The sequence below is a fragment of the Thiolinea disciformis DSM 14473 genome (assembly GCF_000371925.1).
Taxonomy (GTDB): Bacteria; Pseudomonadota; Gammaproteobacteria; order Thiotrichales; family Thiotrichaceae; genus Thiolinea; species Thiolinea disciformis.
On sequence record NZ_AQVE01000004.1, the window covers coordinates 12,733 to 30,188 of the forward strand.

The 17,456-nt window shown below is 45.9% G+C and carries 17 protein-coding genes; 12 read left to right on the top strand and 5 right to left on the bottom strand.

Annotated elements, in window-relative coordinates; all coding sequences use genetic code 11:
* The first annotated feature begins 181 nt into the window (after positions 1-181).
* From A3IE_RS0104135 to A3IE_RS0104180, 10 genes are all read left to right on the top strand, one after another.
* Positions 182-682, top strand: coding sequence for a TlpA family protein disulfide reductase (locus tag A3IE_RS0104135; protein WP_020394327.1), 501 nt, complete (start codon positions 182-184; stop codon positions 680-682).
* Between the two features lie 25 nt (positions 683-707).
* Complete coding sequence (locus A3IE_RS0104140) at positions 708-1,721, top strand: COX15/CtaA family protein (RefSeq protein ID WP_020394328.1); 1,014 nt, start codon at positions 708-710, stop codon at positions 1,719-1,721.
* A 47-nt stretch (positions 1,722-1,768) separates the two neighbouring features.
* Positions 1,769-2,779: a porphobilinogen synthase gene (hemB, locus tag A3IE_RS0104145; RefSeq protein WP_020394329.1), complete on the top strand. Its 1,011-nt coding sequence runs from the start codon at positions 1,769-1,771 to the stop codon at positions 2,777-2,779.
* Positions 2,780-2,904: 125 nt separating this feature from the next.
* The gene (locus tag A3IE_RS19855) at positions 2,905-3,657 is read left to right on the top strand and encodes a MotA/TolQ/ExbB proton channel family protein (RefSeq protein WP_020394330.1); all 753 of its coding nucleotides are present in this window, start codon (positions 2,905-2,907) and stop codon (positions 3,655-3,657) included.
* 3 nt (positions 3,658-3,660) lie between these two features.
* Positions 3,661-4,101 carry an ExbD/TolR family protein gene (locus A3IE_RS0104155; protein ID WP_020394331.1) on the top strand — a complete coding sequence of 147 codons (441 nt, stop codon included), beginning with the start codon at positions 3,661-3,663 and terminating at the stop codon, positions 4,099-4,101.
* 1 nt (position 4,102) lies between these two features.
* Positions 4,103-5,860, top strand: coding sequence for a lipid A export permease/ATP-binding protein MsbA (gene msbA / locus A3IE_RS0104160; protein WP_020394332.1), 1,758 nt, complete (start codon positions 4,103-4,105; stop codon positions 5,858-5,860).
* Complete coding sequence (gene lpxK, locus A3IE_RS19860; protein ID WP_020394333.1) at positions 5,857-6,909, top strand: tetraacyldisaccharide 4'-kinase; 1,053 nt, start codon at positions 5,857-5,859, stop codon at positions 6,907-6,909. Before msbA ends, lpxK begins: the two co-directional genes overlap by 4 nt.
* 84 nt (positions 6,910-6,993) lie before the next feature.
* Entirely contained in the window at positions 6,994-8,529 is a 1,536-nt protein-coding gene (locus A3IE_RS0104170; protein WP_020394334.1) for a fumarate hydratase, read from the top strand.
* A gap of 91 nt (positions 8,530-8,620) precedes the next feature.
* Positions 8,621-8,962: a DUF1820 family protein gene (locus tag A3IE_RS0104175; protein ID WP_026154771.1), complete on the top strand. Its 342-nt coding sequence runs from the start codon at positions 8,621-8,623 to the stop codon at positions 8,960-8,962.
* 58 nt (positions 8,963-9,020) lie between these two features.
* Positions 9,021-9,584: a hypothetical protein gene (locus tag A3IE_RS0104180; RefSeq protein WP_020394336.1), complete on the top strand. Its 564-nt coding sequence runs from the start codon at positions 9,021-9,023 to the stop codon at positions 9,582-9,584.
* On the opposite strand, the gene A3IE_RS0104185 is transcribed toward A3IE_RS0104180, so the two are convergent.
* Positions 9,581-10,546 (bottom strand): D-2-hydroxyacid dehydrogenase, encoded by a 966-nt coding sequence (locus tag A3IE_RS0104185; protein WP_020394337.1) that lies wholly within the window; start codon positions 10,544-10,546, stop codon positions 9,581-9,583. The two genes, A3IE_RS0104180 and A3IE_RS0104185, sit on opposite strands and share 4 nt — an antisense overlap.
* Before the next feature lie 99 nt (positions 10,547-10,645).
* Between A3IE_RS0104185 and A3IE_RS0104190 the strand changes: the two genes are divergently transcribed.
* Positions 10,646-11,899, top strand: coding sequence for a lytic murein transglycosylase (locus A3IE_RS0104190; protein ID WP_020394338.1), 1,254 nt, complete (start codon positions 10,646-10,648; stop codon positions 11,897-11,899).
* Here A3IE_RS0104190 and A3IE_RS0104195 read toward each other — a convergent pair.
* Positions 11,896-13,083 carry a pyridoxal-phosphate-dependent aminotransferase family protein gene (locus A3IE_RS0104195; protein ID WP_020394339.1) on the bottom strand — a complete coding sequence of 396 codons (1,188 nt, stop codon included), beginning with the start codon at positions 13,081-13,083 and terminating at the stop codon, positions 11,896-11,898. The two genes, A3IE_RS0104190 and A3IE_RS0104195, sit on opposite strands and share 4 nt — an antisense overlap.
* A gap of 176 nt (positions 13,084-13,259) precedes the next feature.
* On the opposite strand from A3IE_RS0104195, the gene A3IE_RS0104200 reads away from it, so the two are divergent.
* Entirely contained in the window at positions 13,260-13,775 is a 516-nt protein-coding gene (locus tag A3IE_RS0104200; protein ID WP_020394340.1) for a glycine cleavage system transcriptional repressor, read from the top strand.
* Between the two features lie 5 nt (positions 13,776-13,780).
* Here the strand turns inward: A3IE_RS0104200 and A3IE_RS0104205 are convergent, their stop codons facing one another.
* The 3 genes from A3IE_RS0104205 to A3IE_RS0104215 are packed head-to-tail and all read right to left on the bottom strand — an operon-like array spanning position 13,781 to position 17,370.
* A complete protein-coding gene (locus A3IE_RS0104205) occupies positions 13,781-14,533 on the bottom strand; it encodes an SDR family oxidoreductase (RefSeq protein ID WP_020394341.1) in 753 nt (250 codons plus the stop codon).
* The gene (locus A3IE_RS0104210; protein ID WP_020394342.1) at positions 14,530-15,603 is read right to left on the bottom strand and encodes a 5-methylcytosine restriction system specificity protein McrC; all 1,074 of its coding nucleotides are present in this window, start codon (positions 15,601-15,603) and stop codon (positions 14,530-14,532) included. Before A3IE_RS0104210 ends, A3IE_RS0104205 begins: the two co-directional genes overlap by 4 nt.
* A complete protein-coding gene (locus A3IE_RS0104215) occupies positions 15,604-17,370 on the bottom strand; it encodes an AAA family ATPase (RefSeq protein WP_020394343.1) in 1,767 nt (588 codons plus the stop codon).
* Between the last annotated feature and the right edge of the window lie 86 nt (positions 17,371-17,456).

Below are 17,456 nucleotides of genomic sequence, written 5' to 3' on the forward strand. Positions count from 1 at the left end.
TGAATTTATTCTAGGCATATGCTTTGCGTTTGGGCAATAGAATTATTTTTTTATTTTTAAAACTAAAGAAATTTTTTATTCTGTGCAAAGAAATCATCCCGCACTATTTGTCATCAAGGCCAATTTTGTCTATAAGCAAAGCTAAACACTTAGCGCGTTACTAGCAAAGAGGAGAGTGACCATGCAGTTTGGTAGTGTCTTGGAGTCGCGTTATCTGCGTTATGGTCTGTGGGTTTTGGTATTTGTGGCAGGCCTTGGCGTCGCATGGGGGACACGTCCAGTACAAGTTCGCCATTTGCAACTCATGACGTTAAATGGTGAGTCGCTGAGCATACCGAACCAGCAATTAACTTGGGTGAATTTTTGGTCTGTTTCTTGCGCCAGTTGTATGACCGAATTACCACTGCTTGAAAAAATGGCACAAGAATACCAAGGACGGGTTGCGGTGGTAGGTGTGGCTGCGGCGTATGATCCTCCTAATGCGATTGTCGAAACTAAAGAGCGCTTGGCGCTGACAATGCCCTTAGCCCTAGATTTAAATCGGGTCGCGGCGCGTTCTTTTCCCAACAATGATGTAGTTCCCACGCATTATCTCGTGAACGAAAAAGGGCATATTTTGCTGAGTTTGCGCGGTGAAGTGAGTGAAAAAACTATGCGCGATGCCCTTAAGCAGCATTTGTAATTTCCAACCGGAAGGCTAAAGTAAGATGCCCATACTGTATCGTCGTTTAATTTTTATTACCTTATTACTGACGGTCGTGGTGATTGTCCTAGGTGCTTATACGCGTCTTTCAGATGCAGGTTTGGGTTGCCCAGATTGGCCGGGCTGTTATGGGCATTTAACCGTGCCGGAGCAGGTGACTGATCCGCAATATGATCGGCCTTTAGAAGCTCGTAAGGCATGGATTGAAATGATTCATCGCTATGTCGCTAGCAGCTTAGGGCTATTAATCTTAGCGATTTTCTTTTTAACACTACGTCATAAACAACAACTTCATCAAAGCCTTGTTCTGCCTAGTTTGTTAGTGGTAGTGGTTATTTTTCAAGGTTTGTTGGGCATGTGGACGGTGACTAAATTACTCAGTCCGGTAGTCGTAACCGCGCATTTATTGGGTGGGTTGACAACCTTATCCTTGCTTTGGCTGTTATGGTTAAGCCAAGAACGCAAGGCTAAAGCGAATTATCAGCCGTTACAGACCCAAGCTTTTTCTGGCTTACGTGCCATGGCCTTAGTCGTATTATTATTGGTGATTGGGCAGATTTTTTTAGGCGGTTGGACTAGCACCCATTATGCCGCTGTCGCTTGCGGTGTCAGTTTCCCCGAATGTCATGGTGAGCTTTGGCCACCTGCCGATTTTGCTGAAGGCTTCTCAATTCATATGCAAGATAATGTCGACTATCAATATGGGATTCTTGGCAACCCTGCGCGCACCGCTATTCACCTTTCGCACCGTGCTGGCGCCTTAGTGGTTTTTCTAGTAGTGGGTGGTTTTTCCTTGTGGCTTTGGCTTAAACGACGGGTGTTAGTGGGTTTTTTACCCATTTGGATGATAGCGATGTTGTTGCTACAACTGAGTTTGGGGATTATGAATGTCGTATTGGCTTTGCCTTTAGGGGTGGCGGTAGCGCATACCGCAGGGGCGGCAATACTGTTATTGATGATGATAAAACTCAATGAGCAACTGGCTTATCCACCCATCGAGCTAGCAGCTCAGCGCTGAAATAAGGCACAATATTGACCTTCTCACTCTCCTGTAAAGGTTGATTCATGAACGATTTTCCAGCTAGTTATCCTTTTACCCGTATGCGCCGGATGCGGCGCGATGAATTTTCACGTCGTCTTATGCGTGAAAATCGTCTGAGTACTGAAGATTTGATTTATCCGGTATTTGTGATTGAAGGGCAAAATCGCCGTGAGACGGTCGCTTCTATGCCAGGGGTGGAGCGTAAGACCATTGATCTTTTGGTGCGTGAGGCAGAAGAGGTGGCAAGCCTAGGGGTGCCCATGATGGCCATATTTCCTGTAACGCCTTTGGATGTGAAATCAGAAAAAGCGGAAGCGGCATGGGATTCGAATGGCTTGGCGCAACGCGCTGTACGTGCCTTGAAGGCGGCCGTCCCCGATTTGGGCATCATGACTGATGTGGCCTTAGATCCTTTCACTTCCCATGGTCAAGATGGCTTGATGAATGCGCAAGGCTATATTGTCAACGATGAAACCGTGGATGTATTAGTGAAGCAAGCTGTATCCCATGCGGAAGCTGGTGCTGATGTGGTAGCACCTTCGGATATGATGGATGGTCGTATTGGGGCGATCCGAGCGGCTTTGGAGCAAAGTGGTCACCTAAATACCCGCATTATGGCTTATGCCGCTAAATATGCTTCTAGTTTTTATGGGCCGTTCCGTGATGCAGTGGGTTCAGCAGGAAATTTGGGATCGGGGAATAAATATAGTTACCAAATGGATCCAGCCAACTCGGATGAGGCCTTGTGGGAAGTCTCCTTAGACCTACAAGAAGGCGCGGATATGGTCATGGTTAAGCCGGGTATGCCATATTTAGATGTCGTGCGTCGTGTAAAAGATACCTTCAAAGCTCCAACCTATGTTTATCAAGTTAGCGGTGAATACGCTATGCTCAAAGCAGCTGGCCAGAACGGCTGGATCAATGAACAGGCTTGCGTCATGGAGGCTTTGTTGGGCATGAAACGTGCAGGTGCTGATGGAGTTTTAACCTATTTTGCCAAAGACGTGGCGCATTGGCTTAAACAGGCTTCATAAGCGCAAAAAACTCATTACACTATGCTCCATGGCGGCCAGCATTCAGCTACGGTTTGTTCGTGGCTGCAACAATGACACACTGCATGATTTTTGGGCTAATTGATAAAAAGTATGAGGCGTAACCCATGATCGAACTTATTAAGGCAGGTGGCTGGATGATGTATCCCATCATCTTGGCCTCTGTTATTGCTGTGGCGATTATTATTGAACGGTTTCTCGCCTTAAGGCGTAGCAAAGTTATTCCCCAAACTGCTATCGATCAAGCCAAGCAATTAGCTGCTTCCGGTCATGCCGATCCCCAAGCACTTGAGCAATTACGTGATGGCTCCATGATTGGTAAGGTATTAGCCGCCGGTTTGGCGAGTAGTAGTTTGCCGCGTCATATCATGAAAGAAAATGTGGAGGAAGCAGGGCGCCACATTGCGCATTATTTAGAACGTTATCTGCCTGCGTTGGCGACAATTGGGGCAATTTCCCCTCTCATGGGTTTACAAGGGACCGTGTTTGGGATGATTGGCTCGTTTCAACAGATCTCCAAAGCGGGTGTGAATGACCCCTCAGTGGTATCAGGCGGTATTGCCGAAGCTTTAATTACGACAGCAGCGGGTATTACGGTCGCTTTGTTAGCAGTCATTTTTCACCGCTATTTCAAAGCGCGTGTGGATAATTATGTTGTGCGTATGGAAGAGGAAGCCGTAAAGCTTATTGAGTTAGTGAATCAAGTTAATACGCGCCGTAGCGCTCCAACGCCACCCACGGCTATGCCTAGTGCTGCTGCGCAAGCACATGTACCCAGTGCGACTGCTGCGCAATCCTCAGCGAATGAACGCGCCGCTGCGGCTATTGCTGCTGCACGTCAGCGTATGAAGAGTGGCTAAATTATGAACTTTCGCCCTACTGGTAAATCCAGTTCTTATATGGAAGTTATTGATGTGACTTCGATGATTGACGTGGTATTTGTGATTTTGATTTTCTTTATGCTTACCACTACATTTAGTCACAACACTGCCCTTAAAGTCGCTTTGCCAACAGCAACGAATTCAGTGACCACCGCTGAAGAGCAAAAGTTAGAGCTCCTAATTGATGGGCAAGGGCGCTACTATGTGAATGGGCGTGAAGTACTGAATAATAAGCCTGAAACTTTATTTCAAGCCATGACGCAATTGCTGAATGAAATGGATAAAACGCCACCCTTAGTGATTTCAGCGGATGCAGGTGTTAATTATCAGTCTGTTGTGACCGCGATGGATATTGCTGGGCGTTTAGGCCTAACTCAGGTATCGTTAGCGACAACGCAGACGGAACGAAAAAAGCAGGAGTAGCATGGCGCAAGAGCGCGTAGCAGGCTGGCAGGTTTATCGTAGGCTCATCAGATATTCGATCGTTTATTGGCCTTATCTCGTCATAGCAGTAGTGGGTTTGATAGCGGGTGCGTTAATGCAACCGCTGTTTGCTTGGGTGATTGGCCCACTACTCGATAAAGCCATCTTACAGCGTGATCCAGTCGTCATTCAGTGGTTGCCCTTAGGTATTTTGGGTATTTTTTTCATCCGTGGCATTGCCATGTTTGTTTCCAGTTATTGCATGGCCTTGGTGGGACGTAGCGTCGTGCAAACGATACGTGGTGATGTATTCCGCCATTTATTACATTTACCGGTGGCATATTTTCAGCAACATCCTCCTGGAAAATTGCTCTCGCAACTTACCCATTATACTGACCAGTTAGCTAATGCGTCGACACGCGGCGTAACGGTTCTGATTCAAGAAACCGCGACCGTGATTGGTCTGTTAGGCTTAATGTTTTATCGAAGCTGGCAATTGTCGCTTGGCTTTCTACTCATTATTCCTTTAATTGTCTTGGTGATTTTGTATGCCACCAAGCGTTTGCGGCGTTTAAGCAAACGGGCGCAAAACTCGATGAGTGATGTCACGCAAATCGGCAATGAAGTAATTCGCGGTTATCGTGTAGCGCGGATTTTTGGTGGTGAGGCGTATGAAGCGCAGCGTTTTGAGGCGGTGAGCCGTCAGAATATGCAGCTTGAGATGAAGCGCCTAATGACCGAATTATTAAGTACGCCCTTGGTGCAGTTTTTAGTGGCAGTCGCTCTAGCGGCAATGGTGTATATCGCCACACGTCCTAGCACGCTGGATACACTTTCACCAGGGATTTTTATGTCTTTTATCTCTGCGATGATTTTTCTCTTAACACCGCTACGCAATCTTACCCAACTTAATGCGCAACTCCAAACGGCGATAGCCGCTGGCGAAAGTGTCTTCAAACTATTAGATGAACCTAGCGAGCCAGATCAAGGTCAGCTGCTACCGGAACGTGTCAGTGGGCGTGTAGTATTTGATCAAGTGGGTTTTAGTTATGAACAAACGGACAAGCCCGCCTTAAAAAATATTAGTTTCAGCGTAGAGGCGGGGCAAAAAATTGCTTTAGTAGGACGTTCGGGGAGCGGTAAAACGACTTTAGCTAATTTGTTAGTGCGTTTTTATGATTATCAGCAGGGAAATATCTATCTAGATGGAATGAAATTGCCCGATATTAAACTCAAAGCACTACGCCAACAGATGGCTTATGTGGGGCAAGACATTGTGCTGTTTAATGATACCGTGCGGAATAATATCGCTTATGGTGTTATGCAGTCAGCTTCTGAAGAGCGCATTCTGGCGGCAGCTAAAGCGGCTCACGCACTAGAGTTTATTGAACAATTACCCCAAGGTTTGAACACCGTCATTGGTGATAATGGCGTCATGCTATCGGGTGGACAACGTCAACGTTTAGCGATTGCGCGCGCGATTTTGGCGGATGCACCTATTTTGATTTTAGATGAAGCCACCTCAGCCCTAGATACCGAGTCTGAGCGTCAGATTAAGGCGGGTTTGGATCATTTATTGCGAGGCCGTACCACGTTTATGATTGCGCACCGTTTGTCGACCATTGAAAATGCGGATCGTATTGTAGTACTGGATGCTGGTGAAATGGTGGAGTCGGGTACACATACTGAGTTAATTAGGCTAAATGGCCACTATGCTAAATTATATGCTGCTCAATTTAACGAGCCATTAGCTGCATGAGCCAGTCTTCGCATTTAAAAATGCGTCTTATCCAATGGTTAGAGTCTGTGTGGTATGGCGAGAAACCGCTCGCTAAGCTCTGTTTAATGCCACTCAGTTACTTATTCTGTGCTGTGAGCCAATGGCGGCGTGAGTTACTACAAAGGCAACAACACCATTTGCGTGTGCCTGTGGTAGTCATTGGCAATCTGGCACTAGGGGGGACGGGTAAAACACCCCTGACCATTAAATTGGCACAACTCTTGACTCAGGCAGGTTATCAAGTGGGCTTGGTTAGTCGTGGTTATGGCGGTCATTTACCTGCAAAAGCCTTGCAGTTTGTGCAGCCCGATAGCGATCCCCATCAAGTAGGTGACGAAGCAATCCTGCTAGTGTTGCGCACCCAGTTGCCGCTTGTTATTGCGCGACAACGTACTAAAGCCATTGAGGGTTTATTAGCGCATTGTCCGTGTGATGTGGTGTTATCGGATGACGGTTTACAGCATTACCGCATGGCACGCGATTTAGAGATTATTGTGTTGGACGGTTTGCGCCGCTTGGGAAATGGAGCGTGTTTGCCAGCAGGACCTTTACGTGAGCCGCCTGAGCGTTTACAAGACTGCGATTTTATTATTACGAATGGTGAAGCGCGTCCGCAGGAATATGCGATGCAAGTGCAAGGGCAGTGCTTGCATAATAAGGATGGCGCACAGCAGGCTTTAACAGCCTTAGCGGGGCAAAGCGTGCATGTCGTGAGTGCTATTGGCAATCCGCAGCGTTTTCTGGCTTTATTGGATGCCGCGCAGATTTATTACCAAACCCATTTGCAGCTTTATCCCGACCATTATCTCTTTCAAAGCGCCGATGTGCAGTTTGATGATGCTTTGCCCGTTTTAATGACTGAAAAAGATTTTGTGAAATGTCGTGATTTTGCTGCTAAAAATCTATGGTATTTGTCAGTAGAAGCACAGCTTGATCTTGAGTTTGAGGAAGCGTTTTTAGATCGTGTTGCCGAGCTTGTGCGCAAAGCAAAAATTGCGCAAGAAAGTGGTGTGAGGCTGGATTCATAACGCCAAATAGCATACGCTTGCGCCCCAAATGAAGAGTGCTTAGCATCACAGTAATGCCATTCGACCACCAACGGAGGACTCCCCATGACCGCAACCCTCATTCGGCAAGAAGATTTAATTGCCAGTGTCGCCGATGCGTTACAGTTTATTTCTTATTACCACCCACAAGATTTCGTGGATGCTATGTATGCTGCATGGCAGCGTGAAGAGTCGCCAGCCGCTAAAGATGCCATTGCACAAATCTTAGTGAACTCACGCTTATGTGCTGAAGGTAAACGCCCGATTTGCCAAGATACTGGCATTGTGACGGTTTTCGTTAAAGTCGGTATGGATGTGCAGTGGGATGCTACGATGAGCGTGACCGATATGATTAACGAAGGCGTGCGCCGTGCTTATCTCTTGCCAGACAATGTGTTACGTGCATCCATTCTCGCTGATCCTGCGGGTGCGCGTAAAAATACCAAGGATAATACCCCAGCAGTTATTCATTATGAAATCGTAGCAGGCAATACGGTGTCCGTGGATGTCGCCGCTAAGGGTGGTGGCTCAGAAAATAAATCAAAAATGGTGATGCTCAATCCATCGGATAGTATTGTTGATTGGGTGCTGAAAACTGTTCCTACCATGGGGGCTGGCTGGTGTCCGCCGGGAATGTTGGGCATTGGTATTGGCGGGACAGCGGAAAAGGCTGCGGTAATGGCGAAAGAGGTCTTGATGGAGCCTATTGATATTCAAGAGCTCATCGCGCGTGGCCCGCAAAATCGTATTGAAGAATTGCGCATTGAGCTATATCACAAAGTAAATGAGCTAGGCATTGGCGCGCAAGGTTTAGGCGGTTTAACGACCGTGTTGGATGTGAAAATTATGGATTATCCAACCCATGCAGCTTCCTTGCCGGTATGTATGATTCCCAACTGTGCAGCAACACGTCATGCTCATTTTGTATTAGATGGCTCTGGTCCAGCATTCCAAACTGCACCGGATTTAGCGAGTTGGCCTGAATTGACGTATCAGCCCGGCCCGAGTGCACGTCGCGTCAATTTAGATACGGTAACACCCGAAGAAGTGAAAAGCTGGCAGCCCGGTGAAACGATTTTATTATCTGGTAAAATGCTGACAGGTCGTGATGCTGCTCATAAACGCATGGTCGATATGCTCAACAAAGGCGAAGCTTTGCCTGTGGATTTAAAAGGTCGCTTCATTTATTACGTAGGCCCCGTGGATCCGGTGCGCGATGAAGTAGTTGGTCCTGCAGGCCCTACCACCGCAACCCGTATGGATAAATTCACGCGCCAGATTTTGGAACAGACTGGTCTATTAGGCATGATTGGTAAATCGGAGCGTGGCCCAATAGCGATTGATGCTATTCGTGACTTTGGTGCGGTGTATCTGATGGCGGTGGGTGGTGCTGCTTACTTAGTATCTAAAGCGATCACTGGTGCAAAGGTATTGGCCTTCCCAGAGCTTGGCATGGAAGCAATTTATGAGTTTGAAGTCAAGGATATGCCAGTGACGGTTGCGGTCGATAGCCAAGGTATTTCGGTGCACAATACAGGGCCTGCTAAGTGGAAAGGCATTATTGAGCAAAAAATTTCAACCGAAGGATTAAAAAGCCTTTAAAAAAACCAGATGCGCCCTACAATGTGCATAAATGGTTTGATAGCTAGTTTCCCTTACTTGAAAGCAGTAAGGGGTTTTTTTGGGGAAGATTTTGAGCAGTTCACGTATTTATCGTATTTCCTTTGTCAATCAAGATAAAATTTTTGAGGTATTTGCCAAGCAGGTCTATGAGTCAGATTTGTATGGGTTTATTACTGTTGAAGAGTTAGTCTTTGGAACACAAAGTGAATTGGTGATTGACCCAGCGGAAGAACGTTTAAAAACCGAATTCGCTTCAGTCAATCGCACTTTTATCCCTATGCACTCCATTATTCGAATTGATGAAGTGGAAAAGCCCGGGATTAGTAAAGTTCATTCCCTCGATGGTTCGCGAGTGGGCAATGTTAGCCCATTTGCGCGTCCCTTAAGTTCTGGTGATAAGAAAAAAGATTGAAGCGCTGCGGTTTCTCGTTATCCTCTCTCTCAACAACTTCATCAATTGGGAGAGAATGATGTCTAAGTATTTAGCTCTTATAATAATTTTATTCGGCGTGGCTGCTTGCACGCCGCAGCCACCACGCTATCAATTAACCGCTCCCACGACTTTAGAGGGGCAGCAATGCGCTCAGCGCTGTGATGCTGCTTCGAATCTGTGTACGCAACAATGCAATGCCACACAAGCGGCCTGTCGTCTTAAAGCGGAGCGGCAAGCTAAATTGGAGTTACCAGCGCGTTTAGAGCTTTGGGATAGGGAAATAGCTGCTTGGGAGCGACGCGTACAGCGCTATGAAATAGAACTCAGTTTTTATGAAATGCGTCGTCGGCATTGGCAGATGATGCGAGATTTAGCGCGCCCGGATTGCCGTCGTGGTGATAGAGATTGTCATTCCGTGCGCCCTCGATTTCGGGATGATTGGCTAGATCGTCCTTTGTCTCCTGGTCCTGCCCCCAAACGTCCAAGCTTAGAAAGTGAGACCAATCGTATTCAAGCCTTAACCTGTCCGAGTGACTGTGCTTGCGCTGCGCAATTTCGTCAATGCTTCGTGACCTGTGGCGGGGGGGTAAAACCCTACTAATGCACTTGATTAATCAGCTCGCCTTGTTGCCATGCCGCAATAATAGTAGCGAGCTGATCAATTAAGGTTTGCCGTGCTGCCTGACTTGCCCAAGCAATATGGGGCGTAATAATCAGATTGGCTAACTGCGCTTGAATCAATGGCTCATGGAGAGCGGGTGGTTCAGTGCTTAAGACATCCAAAGCTGCTCCTGCGATCCACTGTTCGCGCAAGGCTTGAATCAAATCGTGCGGCTCCACTAACGCGCCACGTGCGGTATTAATGAGCCACGCACTAGGTTTCATTTGTTTTAAACGTTTTGCATTAATGAAGTGATGTGTTTCCGGTGTCAGTGGACAATGCAAACTTACAATATCGGCCTGAGCCAATAGCTCATCAAATTTTACACGACCTGAACGTACTAGGCTTATATCAGGGCGTTCGGCCACCAAGACCTTCAAGCCTACTGCTTCAGCGAGTTGTGCCGTCGCTTTTCCTAACGCGCCGTATCCAATAAGCCCTAAGGTTTTTCCCGCTAATTCAGTAATCGAATAATCAAGTAAGCAGAATTGCTGGCTTCTGGCCCAATCGCCCTGTGTTACCGCTTGCTGATACGCTGGAATTTGTCGGGCTAAAGCAAACATTAACCCCACCGTATGTTCCGCGACGGAGCGTGAAGCGTAATTACGGATATTAGTGACTGGAATGCCGTAGGCTTGTGCGGCTGCCACATCAATATTATTAGTGCCCGTTGCTGCGACACAAATCAACTTAATTTGCGGGTGCAAAGCATCGAATAGGGGCTTGTCGAGTACCACTTTATTGCTGATGAGGATATTGGCTTTCCCCACATGCTCGATACGTTGCTCCAAGGTGGTGTGTGCGTGAAGCATTAAGCTAGGGCAAGCTGCTTTCAATTTAGATAAATCAAGATCATCACGACTGGTGCTAGCAAAATCAAGAAAAACGGCTTGCGGCATCATTAATTGCTCCTAAATGCTTTGCCTGTTACCAAGCTGGGGGTGTAGCTTGAGCGAAACTTTGTTTATTATAACCACTCCTCTTTCCTTTCGGTTGTATGGATGGGTCATAAACTTCGGCGTTTGTTACAACAGGTACTTGTATTAGTCATTCCTCTTTTTGGCTACACCTTTTTTACTGATCGTGATTTTGCGCAGTGGCAGCTACAGTTTCGTCAATTAGCCCTGAATAATGGTATTCAAGCAGAAACTTTTGATTTGGCGTTTCGCGGTCTAACGCCTGACAGCAAGGTATTGCGTTTAGACGCGTATCAGCCCGAATTTAGCCGTACTACTTGGGAATATCTTGATAAAAGTGTGTCGGCGGATCGTCTGCGTATAGGCCAGCAAAAATGGCAAGAACATAGTGCATTATTAAAAAAAATTTCGAGTCGCTATGGAGTGCAGCAAGAATATTTGTTGGCTATTTGGGGGATGGAAAGTGGCTTTGGACAGCGCATGGGCAATTATTCCATCATGCGTTCTATGGCAACTTTGGCTTATGCCGGGCGTTACGAAAGGCGAGGCTTTTGGCAAGATCAATTATTAGCAGCCTTACGTATTTTACAAAAGAAAGATGTAACACTGTCCAGTTTAAGAGGATCGTGGGCAGGTGCGATTGGGCATACCCAATTCATGCCCTTAACCTTTGAGCGTTATGCGGTCGATTTTGATGGGGATGGTCAGCGCGATTTAGTCAATAGTCTCGCCGATGCCTTAGCTTCGACGGCCAATTATTTAGCGCAATCGGGCTGGAAGAAAGGCCAGGTTTGGGGAGAAGAGGTGACATTACCTACTGATTTTGATTGGGCACAAGCGGATCCAGTCAATTGGCAACCTTTGGCTTATTGGTCAGGGCAAGGCGTGCAATTGGTGAATGGTAATAGCTTGGCGGATTGGCGCGATGAGCTAGCCTTTATTTTATTACCCGCTGGTTATCGTGGGCCTGCTTTTTTGGCTTATCAAAATTTCAGAGCGTTATTAGAATATAACAATTCGGTCAATTATGCCTTAGCTGTGGGGACGTTAGGGGATCAGTTGCGTGGTGATCGGCCGGTAGTAGCGGAATGGCCGCGTTTTGAGCGGGATTTAAGTCGTTATGAAAAAGCGGAGTTGCAGGAATTATTGAGTGCGGTCGGTTATAGCACCGACGGCATTGATGGAAAAATTGGCGTCAATACACGTGCAGCCTTGCGACGTTGGCAGGCGGATGTCGGGCTACCTTCGGATGGTTACCCGACGTTTGATCAATTGCAATTATTACGTGAACAGACTGAAATTCCATTCACGTATTCGATACAAGAGGCTTCTGGCTAAATGGCTTTGCTGTATATAGCTTGAGCAGCACTCACAGCGACACCACGCTCAATCGGTGCTTTCATATCACTTAATACTGCATCCAGTGCGCCTAAACAATGCAGAACATTGGTCTGATTAGCGGCATAGCCCATTAAACCAATACGCCACACTTTGCCAGCTAATGCGCCTAAACCTGAACCGATTTCCAAATTGTAGTCGGACAACAAACGTGCTCGTACCGCAGCTTCATCGACACCTTCGGGTATGCTAATGAGATTTAACTGGGGTAAACGGTATTGTTCCTCAACCACTAATTGAATCCCCATAGCCTCTAAGCCAGCTTTGAGGGCGCTATGGTGATAAAAGTGGCGTGCCCATGCCTGCTCCAGACCTTCGTCTTGAAGCATGACTAACGATTCGTGCAGTGCATATAGGGTATTGACTGGTGCCGTATGGTGATAAGCGCGTTTAGTACCACCACCCCAATAACCCATAATCAGATTCATATCTAAAAACCAGCTTTGGACTTTGGTTTTTCGATTGCGGATCACGTCTACCGCGCGCGGGCTAAAGCTTACGGGCGATAAACCGGGGACACAGGATAGGCATTTTTGTGTGCCTGAATAAATGGCATCAATATTCCACGCGTCTACTTTTAATTCAATGCCCCCGAGTGCTGTCACCGCATCCACAATCACTAAACAGCCATGATCCTGCGCTAATTTTACTAAGGCTTGAGCATCCGAGCGCACCCCTGTTGAAGTCTCGGCAAACACAAAAGCCACGATCTTAGTATCGGGATGCGCTTTGAGGGCTTCGGCGACTTTATTGATATCAACCGGCTTACTCCAATCATCCGTCACCATAATCGCGGTCGCGCCACAACGTTCGACATTTTCTTTCATGCGGCCACCGAAGACACCATTTTGGCAGACAATCACCTTATCGCCCGGTTCGACGAGGTTGACGAAACAAGCTTCCATACCCGCAGAGCCAGGGGCAGAAATCGGCATGGTGAGTTCATTATTAGTCTGAAAAGCATATTGCAGCATAGTTTTGACTTGATCCATCATCTCGACGAATAAAGGATCAAGATGCCCTAAGGTTGGACGTGCCATTGCTTGTAACACGCGTGGGCTAACATCAGAGGGGCCTGGACCCATTAAAGTACGCTGTGGTGGATAAAAAGAAGAAACGCTCATTATTAACTCCTCGTAGCCATAAAATCAGGGGTTTGATCATACTATGATAATGCCAGACTGGTTATAGTACTGTTCGGTTATGCTGAGCTTTGGGTTTAGAGACATGACTGCTATAAACGTAGTTGGGTGCTATAGTTTATTAAAGCTTGGATGAAGTGATCAATGAAGGAGCATTTATGCAAACCCATATAATTTTGACCATCTTAGGGCCAGATCGTCCGGGTTTAGTCCAAGACTTGTCTGCCATTTTTACAGCGCATCAGGGCAATTGGACAGAAAGTCGCATGGTGCATTTGGGTGGGCAATTTGCGGGTTTATTGCAAGTGAGTTTGCCGAGCGATCAATTAATTGCACTCCAGCAGGCACTCGATAAGCTACAAACCAATGGCTTACAAGTATTGTTTGCTGAGTCAAAAAACAGCTTGGTACATGAAGACTCGGATTTATTGCATATCGAAGTATTGGGATTGGATCGCCCAGGGATTATTCGTGATATCACAGCGCAATTGGCGGCGTTAAAGGTAAACATTGAAGAGTTATTTACCGAGCAACGCACAGCGCCTATGTCGAGTGAATTATTATTTTTTGCAAGCCTGGTATTAAGTTTGCCCAAAGGGGTTTCTGCTGATCAGGTGAAAAAACAATTAGAAGATTTATCGGATCAGCTGATGGTGGATTTGAATTTTGATTAATGCACTTAACGTCCGCCGGAGATATCAAGTAAGGAGCCGGTCACATAAGAGGCTTTTTCAGAAAGTAGCCAAACAATAGCCTCTGCGACTTCCTGCGCTTCACCCCCACGCTGCATGGGAACAAGCGGTGCCAAACGCGCAATGCGTGTGGCTTCGCCGCCGCTGGCGTGAATATCAGTAGCTATTAAGCCGGGGCGTACCGCGTTTACACGAATGCCTTCTTGTGCTATTTCACGTGCCAAGCCGAGTGTAAAGGTGTCGATTGCACCTTTGGAGGCTGCATAATCCACATATTCATTAGCTGAACCTAGGCGGCTTGCGGCTGAAGAGACATTGACAATAGCGCCACCTTGTCCACCGCGTTGCGTTGACATGCGTTTAATGGCTTCGCGTGCGCATAAGAAGGCGCTAGTGATATTCGTGCTTAAAATACGGTTTAAGCGCGCGGCATCCATATCCAGCACCCGCATTTGTTTTTCCAAAATACCAGCATTATTTACTAAACCCGCTAAGCGCCCGCCCACGTGATCAAGCTCAGCAAATAAGCGCACTACTTCAGTTTCCTGCGCTACATCCGCAGCAATAGCGAATGCTTTGCCGCCATTGGCGTGAATAGTGGTGACCACCTTTTGTGCAGCGGCATGATTGCGTAAATAATTCACACAAACCGTATAGCCTTGTTGAGCCGCTAATAAAGCGGTGGCAGCACCAATACCACGGCTCGCACCGGTAATTAAAACAATTTTTTCAATAGTCATGGATGAGGCTCAGGGGTTTGAAGTACAGCCAGCAATTGTTCGGTGATCTCCTTTGCAGAGGCCATTAAATCGACTGTGACAAAGCGAATCCAATGACCTTGGAGCTCAATATATTCATCTCGTATTTTGCCATAGGAGGGATAAAGCAACATAGCATTAGCATGGTCTGCGAGTGGATCTGGTTGGCCTGTTTGCGATTTTAAATAAGCATAAATTTGGTAAATATGCTTCTCGCTCAAAGTTTCGCGCCATTGATTAGCTTTCAGAATCTGGGTGAATTTGGTATCAATAATCCAGCGCTGTTGTTGGGCACGGTGTTCCAACATTATATCACTTTGCATCTGTGGCAAGATCGCAGTAATCCCCGCACTTTTTTGGCTGATTGGCCAGTTTAAACGTGCTTGGGTACTGACTTTCCAGCCCTGCGGAGTCAGTTTGGTACGATAAAATCCTGCCACCGCTTTCTCGTATAAATAACGGATTTTGCTTAAGTCACGTTCAGGGCGGACAAGGCTCTGTTTACCGGTTTCTTCGTTCGGGATCATGAAACTAAATAGTAGATGTGCGATTTCTGTCAGTTGCTGATCAGTCTTTTGGTGAACGGCAAAGTGTAGGGCACGAATCGTCGTTTCCTCTGGTTTTTCTGCGCTAACCCCTAAACGTCTTAATAGCTGAGCCTCATATTGGCAGCGTTGACGCAGCGCAGCTTGACTGACTAGGCGAGAGGCGGTCTCTAAGGCCGCCAGCCAATACGCATTAAGCGGGTTATCAACGGTTAATTCTTGGTAATGACAGGCGACTTGCCCACGCAGTAATAATTGTTGCGATGCTGTTTTTAGCGTATCAATGCGCCCACGTACCCGCGTTTCAATCCTAGACTGGGCTTGATAAGCGAGACCCAGCGGGCGTCTTAAACGCTGTTCCAGTAGGTGTAGGAATAATTCCGTGACTAAATCGGGGATTATTTCTGGGTTGTTTTCAATACTGCTGTCATCTTGTTCCAATAGAGGACTTAATTCAGCAGCATAGAGCATTAAGAGCCATAAATTTCTTATTGGAATAGTATTCATTTAATCTTCCAATAATTTTTTCCGAGCCTGTTGGATTTTATCAGGTTTATCAAACCAATATTCCTGTAATAGCGGTAATATCTCAGTTTCCACAATATCCTTAAACCAGCACTTTACGTCCTCGATTTTATAGTCAGGGCGCGGCGTGAAATAGCTATGCCCAATTTGAAAAGCACTCCCTAAGCTTTTATCTTGAGCAAGGGTTTGATTCAGCGCATCAATACCTTGCTCAATGTAATCAACCATTGTCTCAGTAAAATCTAGTTTAATTAAGTAGTTACGCCACGTTTGATTAAATTGAGGCTGTAAATCAATAAAAGCAAAACGGCGACGTAAGGCCAAATCCATTAAAGCTAAAGAGCGATCTGCCAGATTCATGGTTCCAATAATATACAAATTGGGTGGTAAATAAATTTTCTCATTATTTGTTTTACGGTAACTTAACTCTAAGGCTTCTTGAGGACTACGCTTATCTGCTTCTAATAAGGTGAGTAAGTCACCAAATAAATGCGCTGGATTGCCACGGTTGATTTCTTCAATAATTAATACATAATTATGCTCGGGGTCGGCTTGTGCAGCATGGGTAATAGTCAGCAGTGGGCCATCCACTAAGCTTAATTTACCATCGCTATCAGGGCGCCAGCCACGCACAAAATCCTCATAAGATAAATTAGGATGAAATTGTAGTATTTTTAAGTGGGCTTGGGATTTTGATCCAATCAGTGCAAAACCTAAGCGTTTAGCAAGCCATGTTTTTCCTGTACCTGGTGCTCCTTGCAGAACAAGGTTTTTCTTTTCTAGTAAACGCTGGAGAATTTTTTCTAATTGATTTTTTGGCAAAAAGCAGCCATCTGCTATAATTGAATCCAAAGTGTAACGCTCAATGGATGCTTCTAAGCCAGTTTTTACTTCTAAACTTGTTATATTTTTGAGATTCTCATTTGCTAAATAAGATTGTTCTAAAGTTTTATCTTGCCTCTCCCAAGCACTGTAAGATAGCTCAGTAAAGGAGTGCACTACAGCATTTTCTGAGGAGAAGTAATAGTTAATTTTCTTCTGGAGTTTTAAATAATTTTCGCCACTGATGCGCTTGTGCAAATTATCTAATTGAATCGAAAGACCTAATTGCTCTTGAATATAGGAACGTGAATTACTATCCAAGCTCGGATAAAAATCAGCGTTAAGCCAGTATAGGCCAATTGTAATACTCCAGCCTGCTGAGTAGATTTGTGTAGCTTGATTATAAGCAGTTATAAACGCTTGCTGTTGTTCAATCGAATCTTGTTGTTCAGTAAGCTTAATAGCCTGATCGAATAAATCCCATAGTGCATCAATATCGCCCACTTTACGGTGTATGGCGTAACCAAAGAGCCAAGACTTCTGATTATTCAAAATTGGCACACCATCATAATGTTCTGGAACAGTTATACTAACCCCTAAGAATTTTGCCAATTCACCCGCAATAAACTTTCGATTGGTTAGGCTAATACCGCGATTGAATGTGCCCATCACTGTAAAAGGGCAAATATCCTGTAACGGACCACGACTGCCATCAAGAAATTGATCCTGTAGTTTAGTTATAGGGGTTCGTTCAGTAAGTGAGTGTAAAAAAGCGATTAAAGACTCACGATTGTGGTAATGATTTAATAGAGCTTTGGCAATAGCTTTATAAAAGTTTACCCAGCTAAATAGCTCGTTAACTGAATTATTTTCCGAAATTGCATCTCGTTTATAATTGCTTTTGATAAACTGCTCATCTTCAGACATGCTAAGCACTCATTCTAAATGGGGGAGTCGCTAAGCCTAGCGTAAGGGCAGGGTAATGTTAAGGGATAGCGTGCCGCTGATTGGAT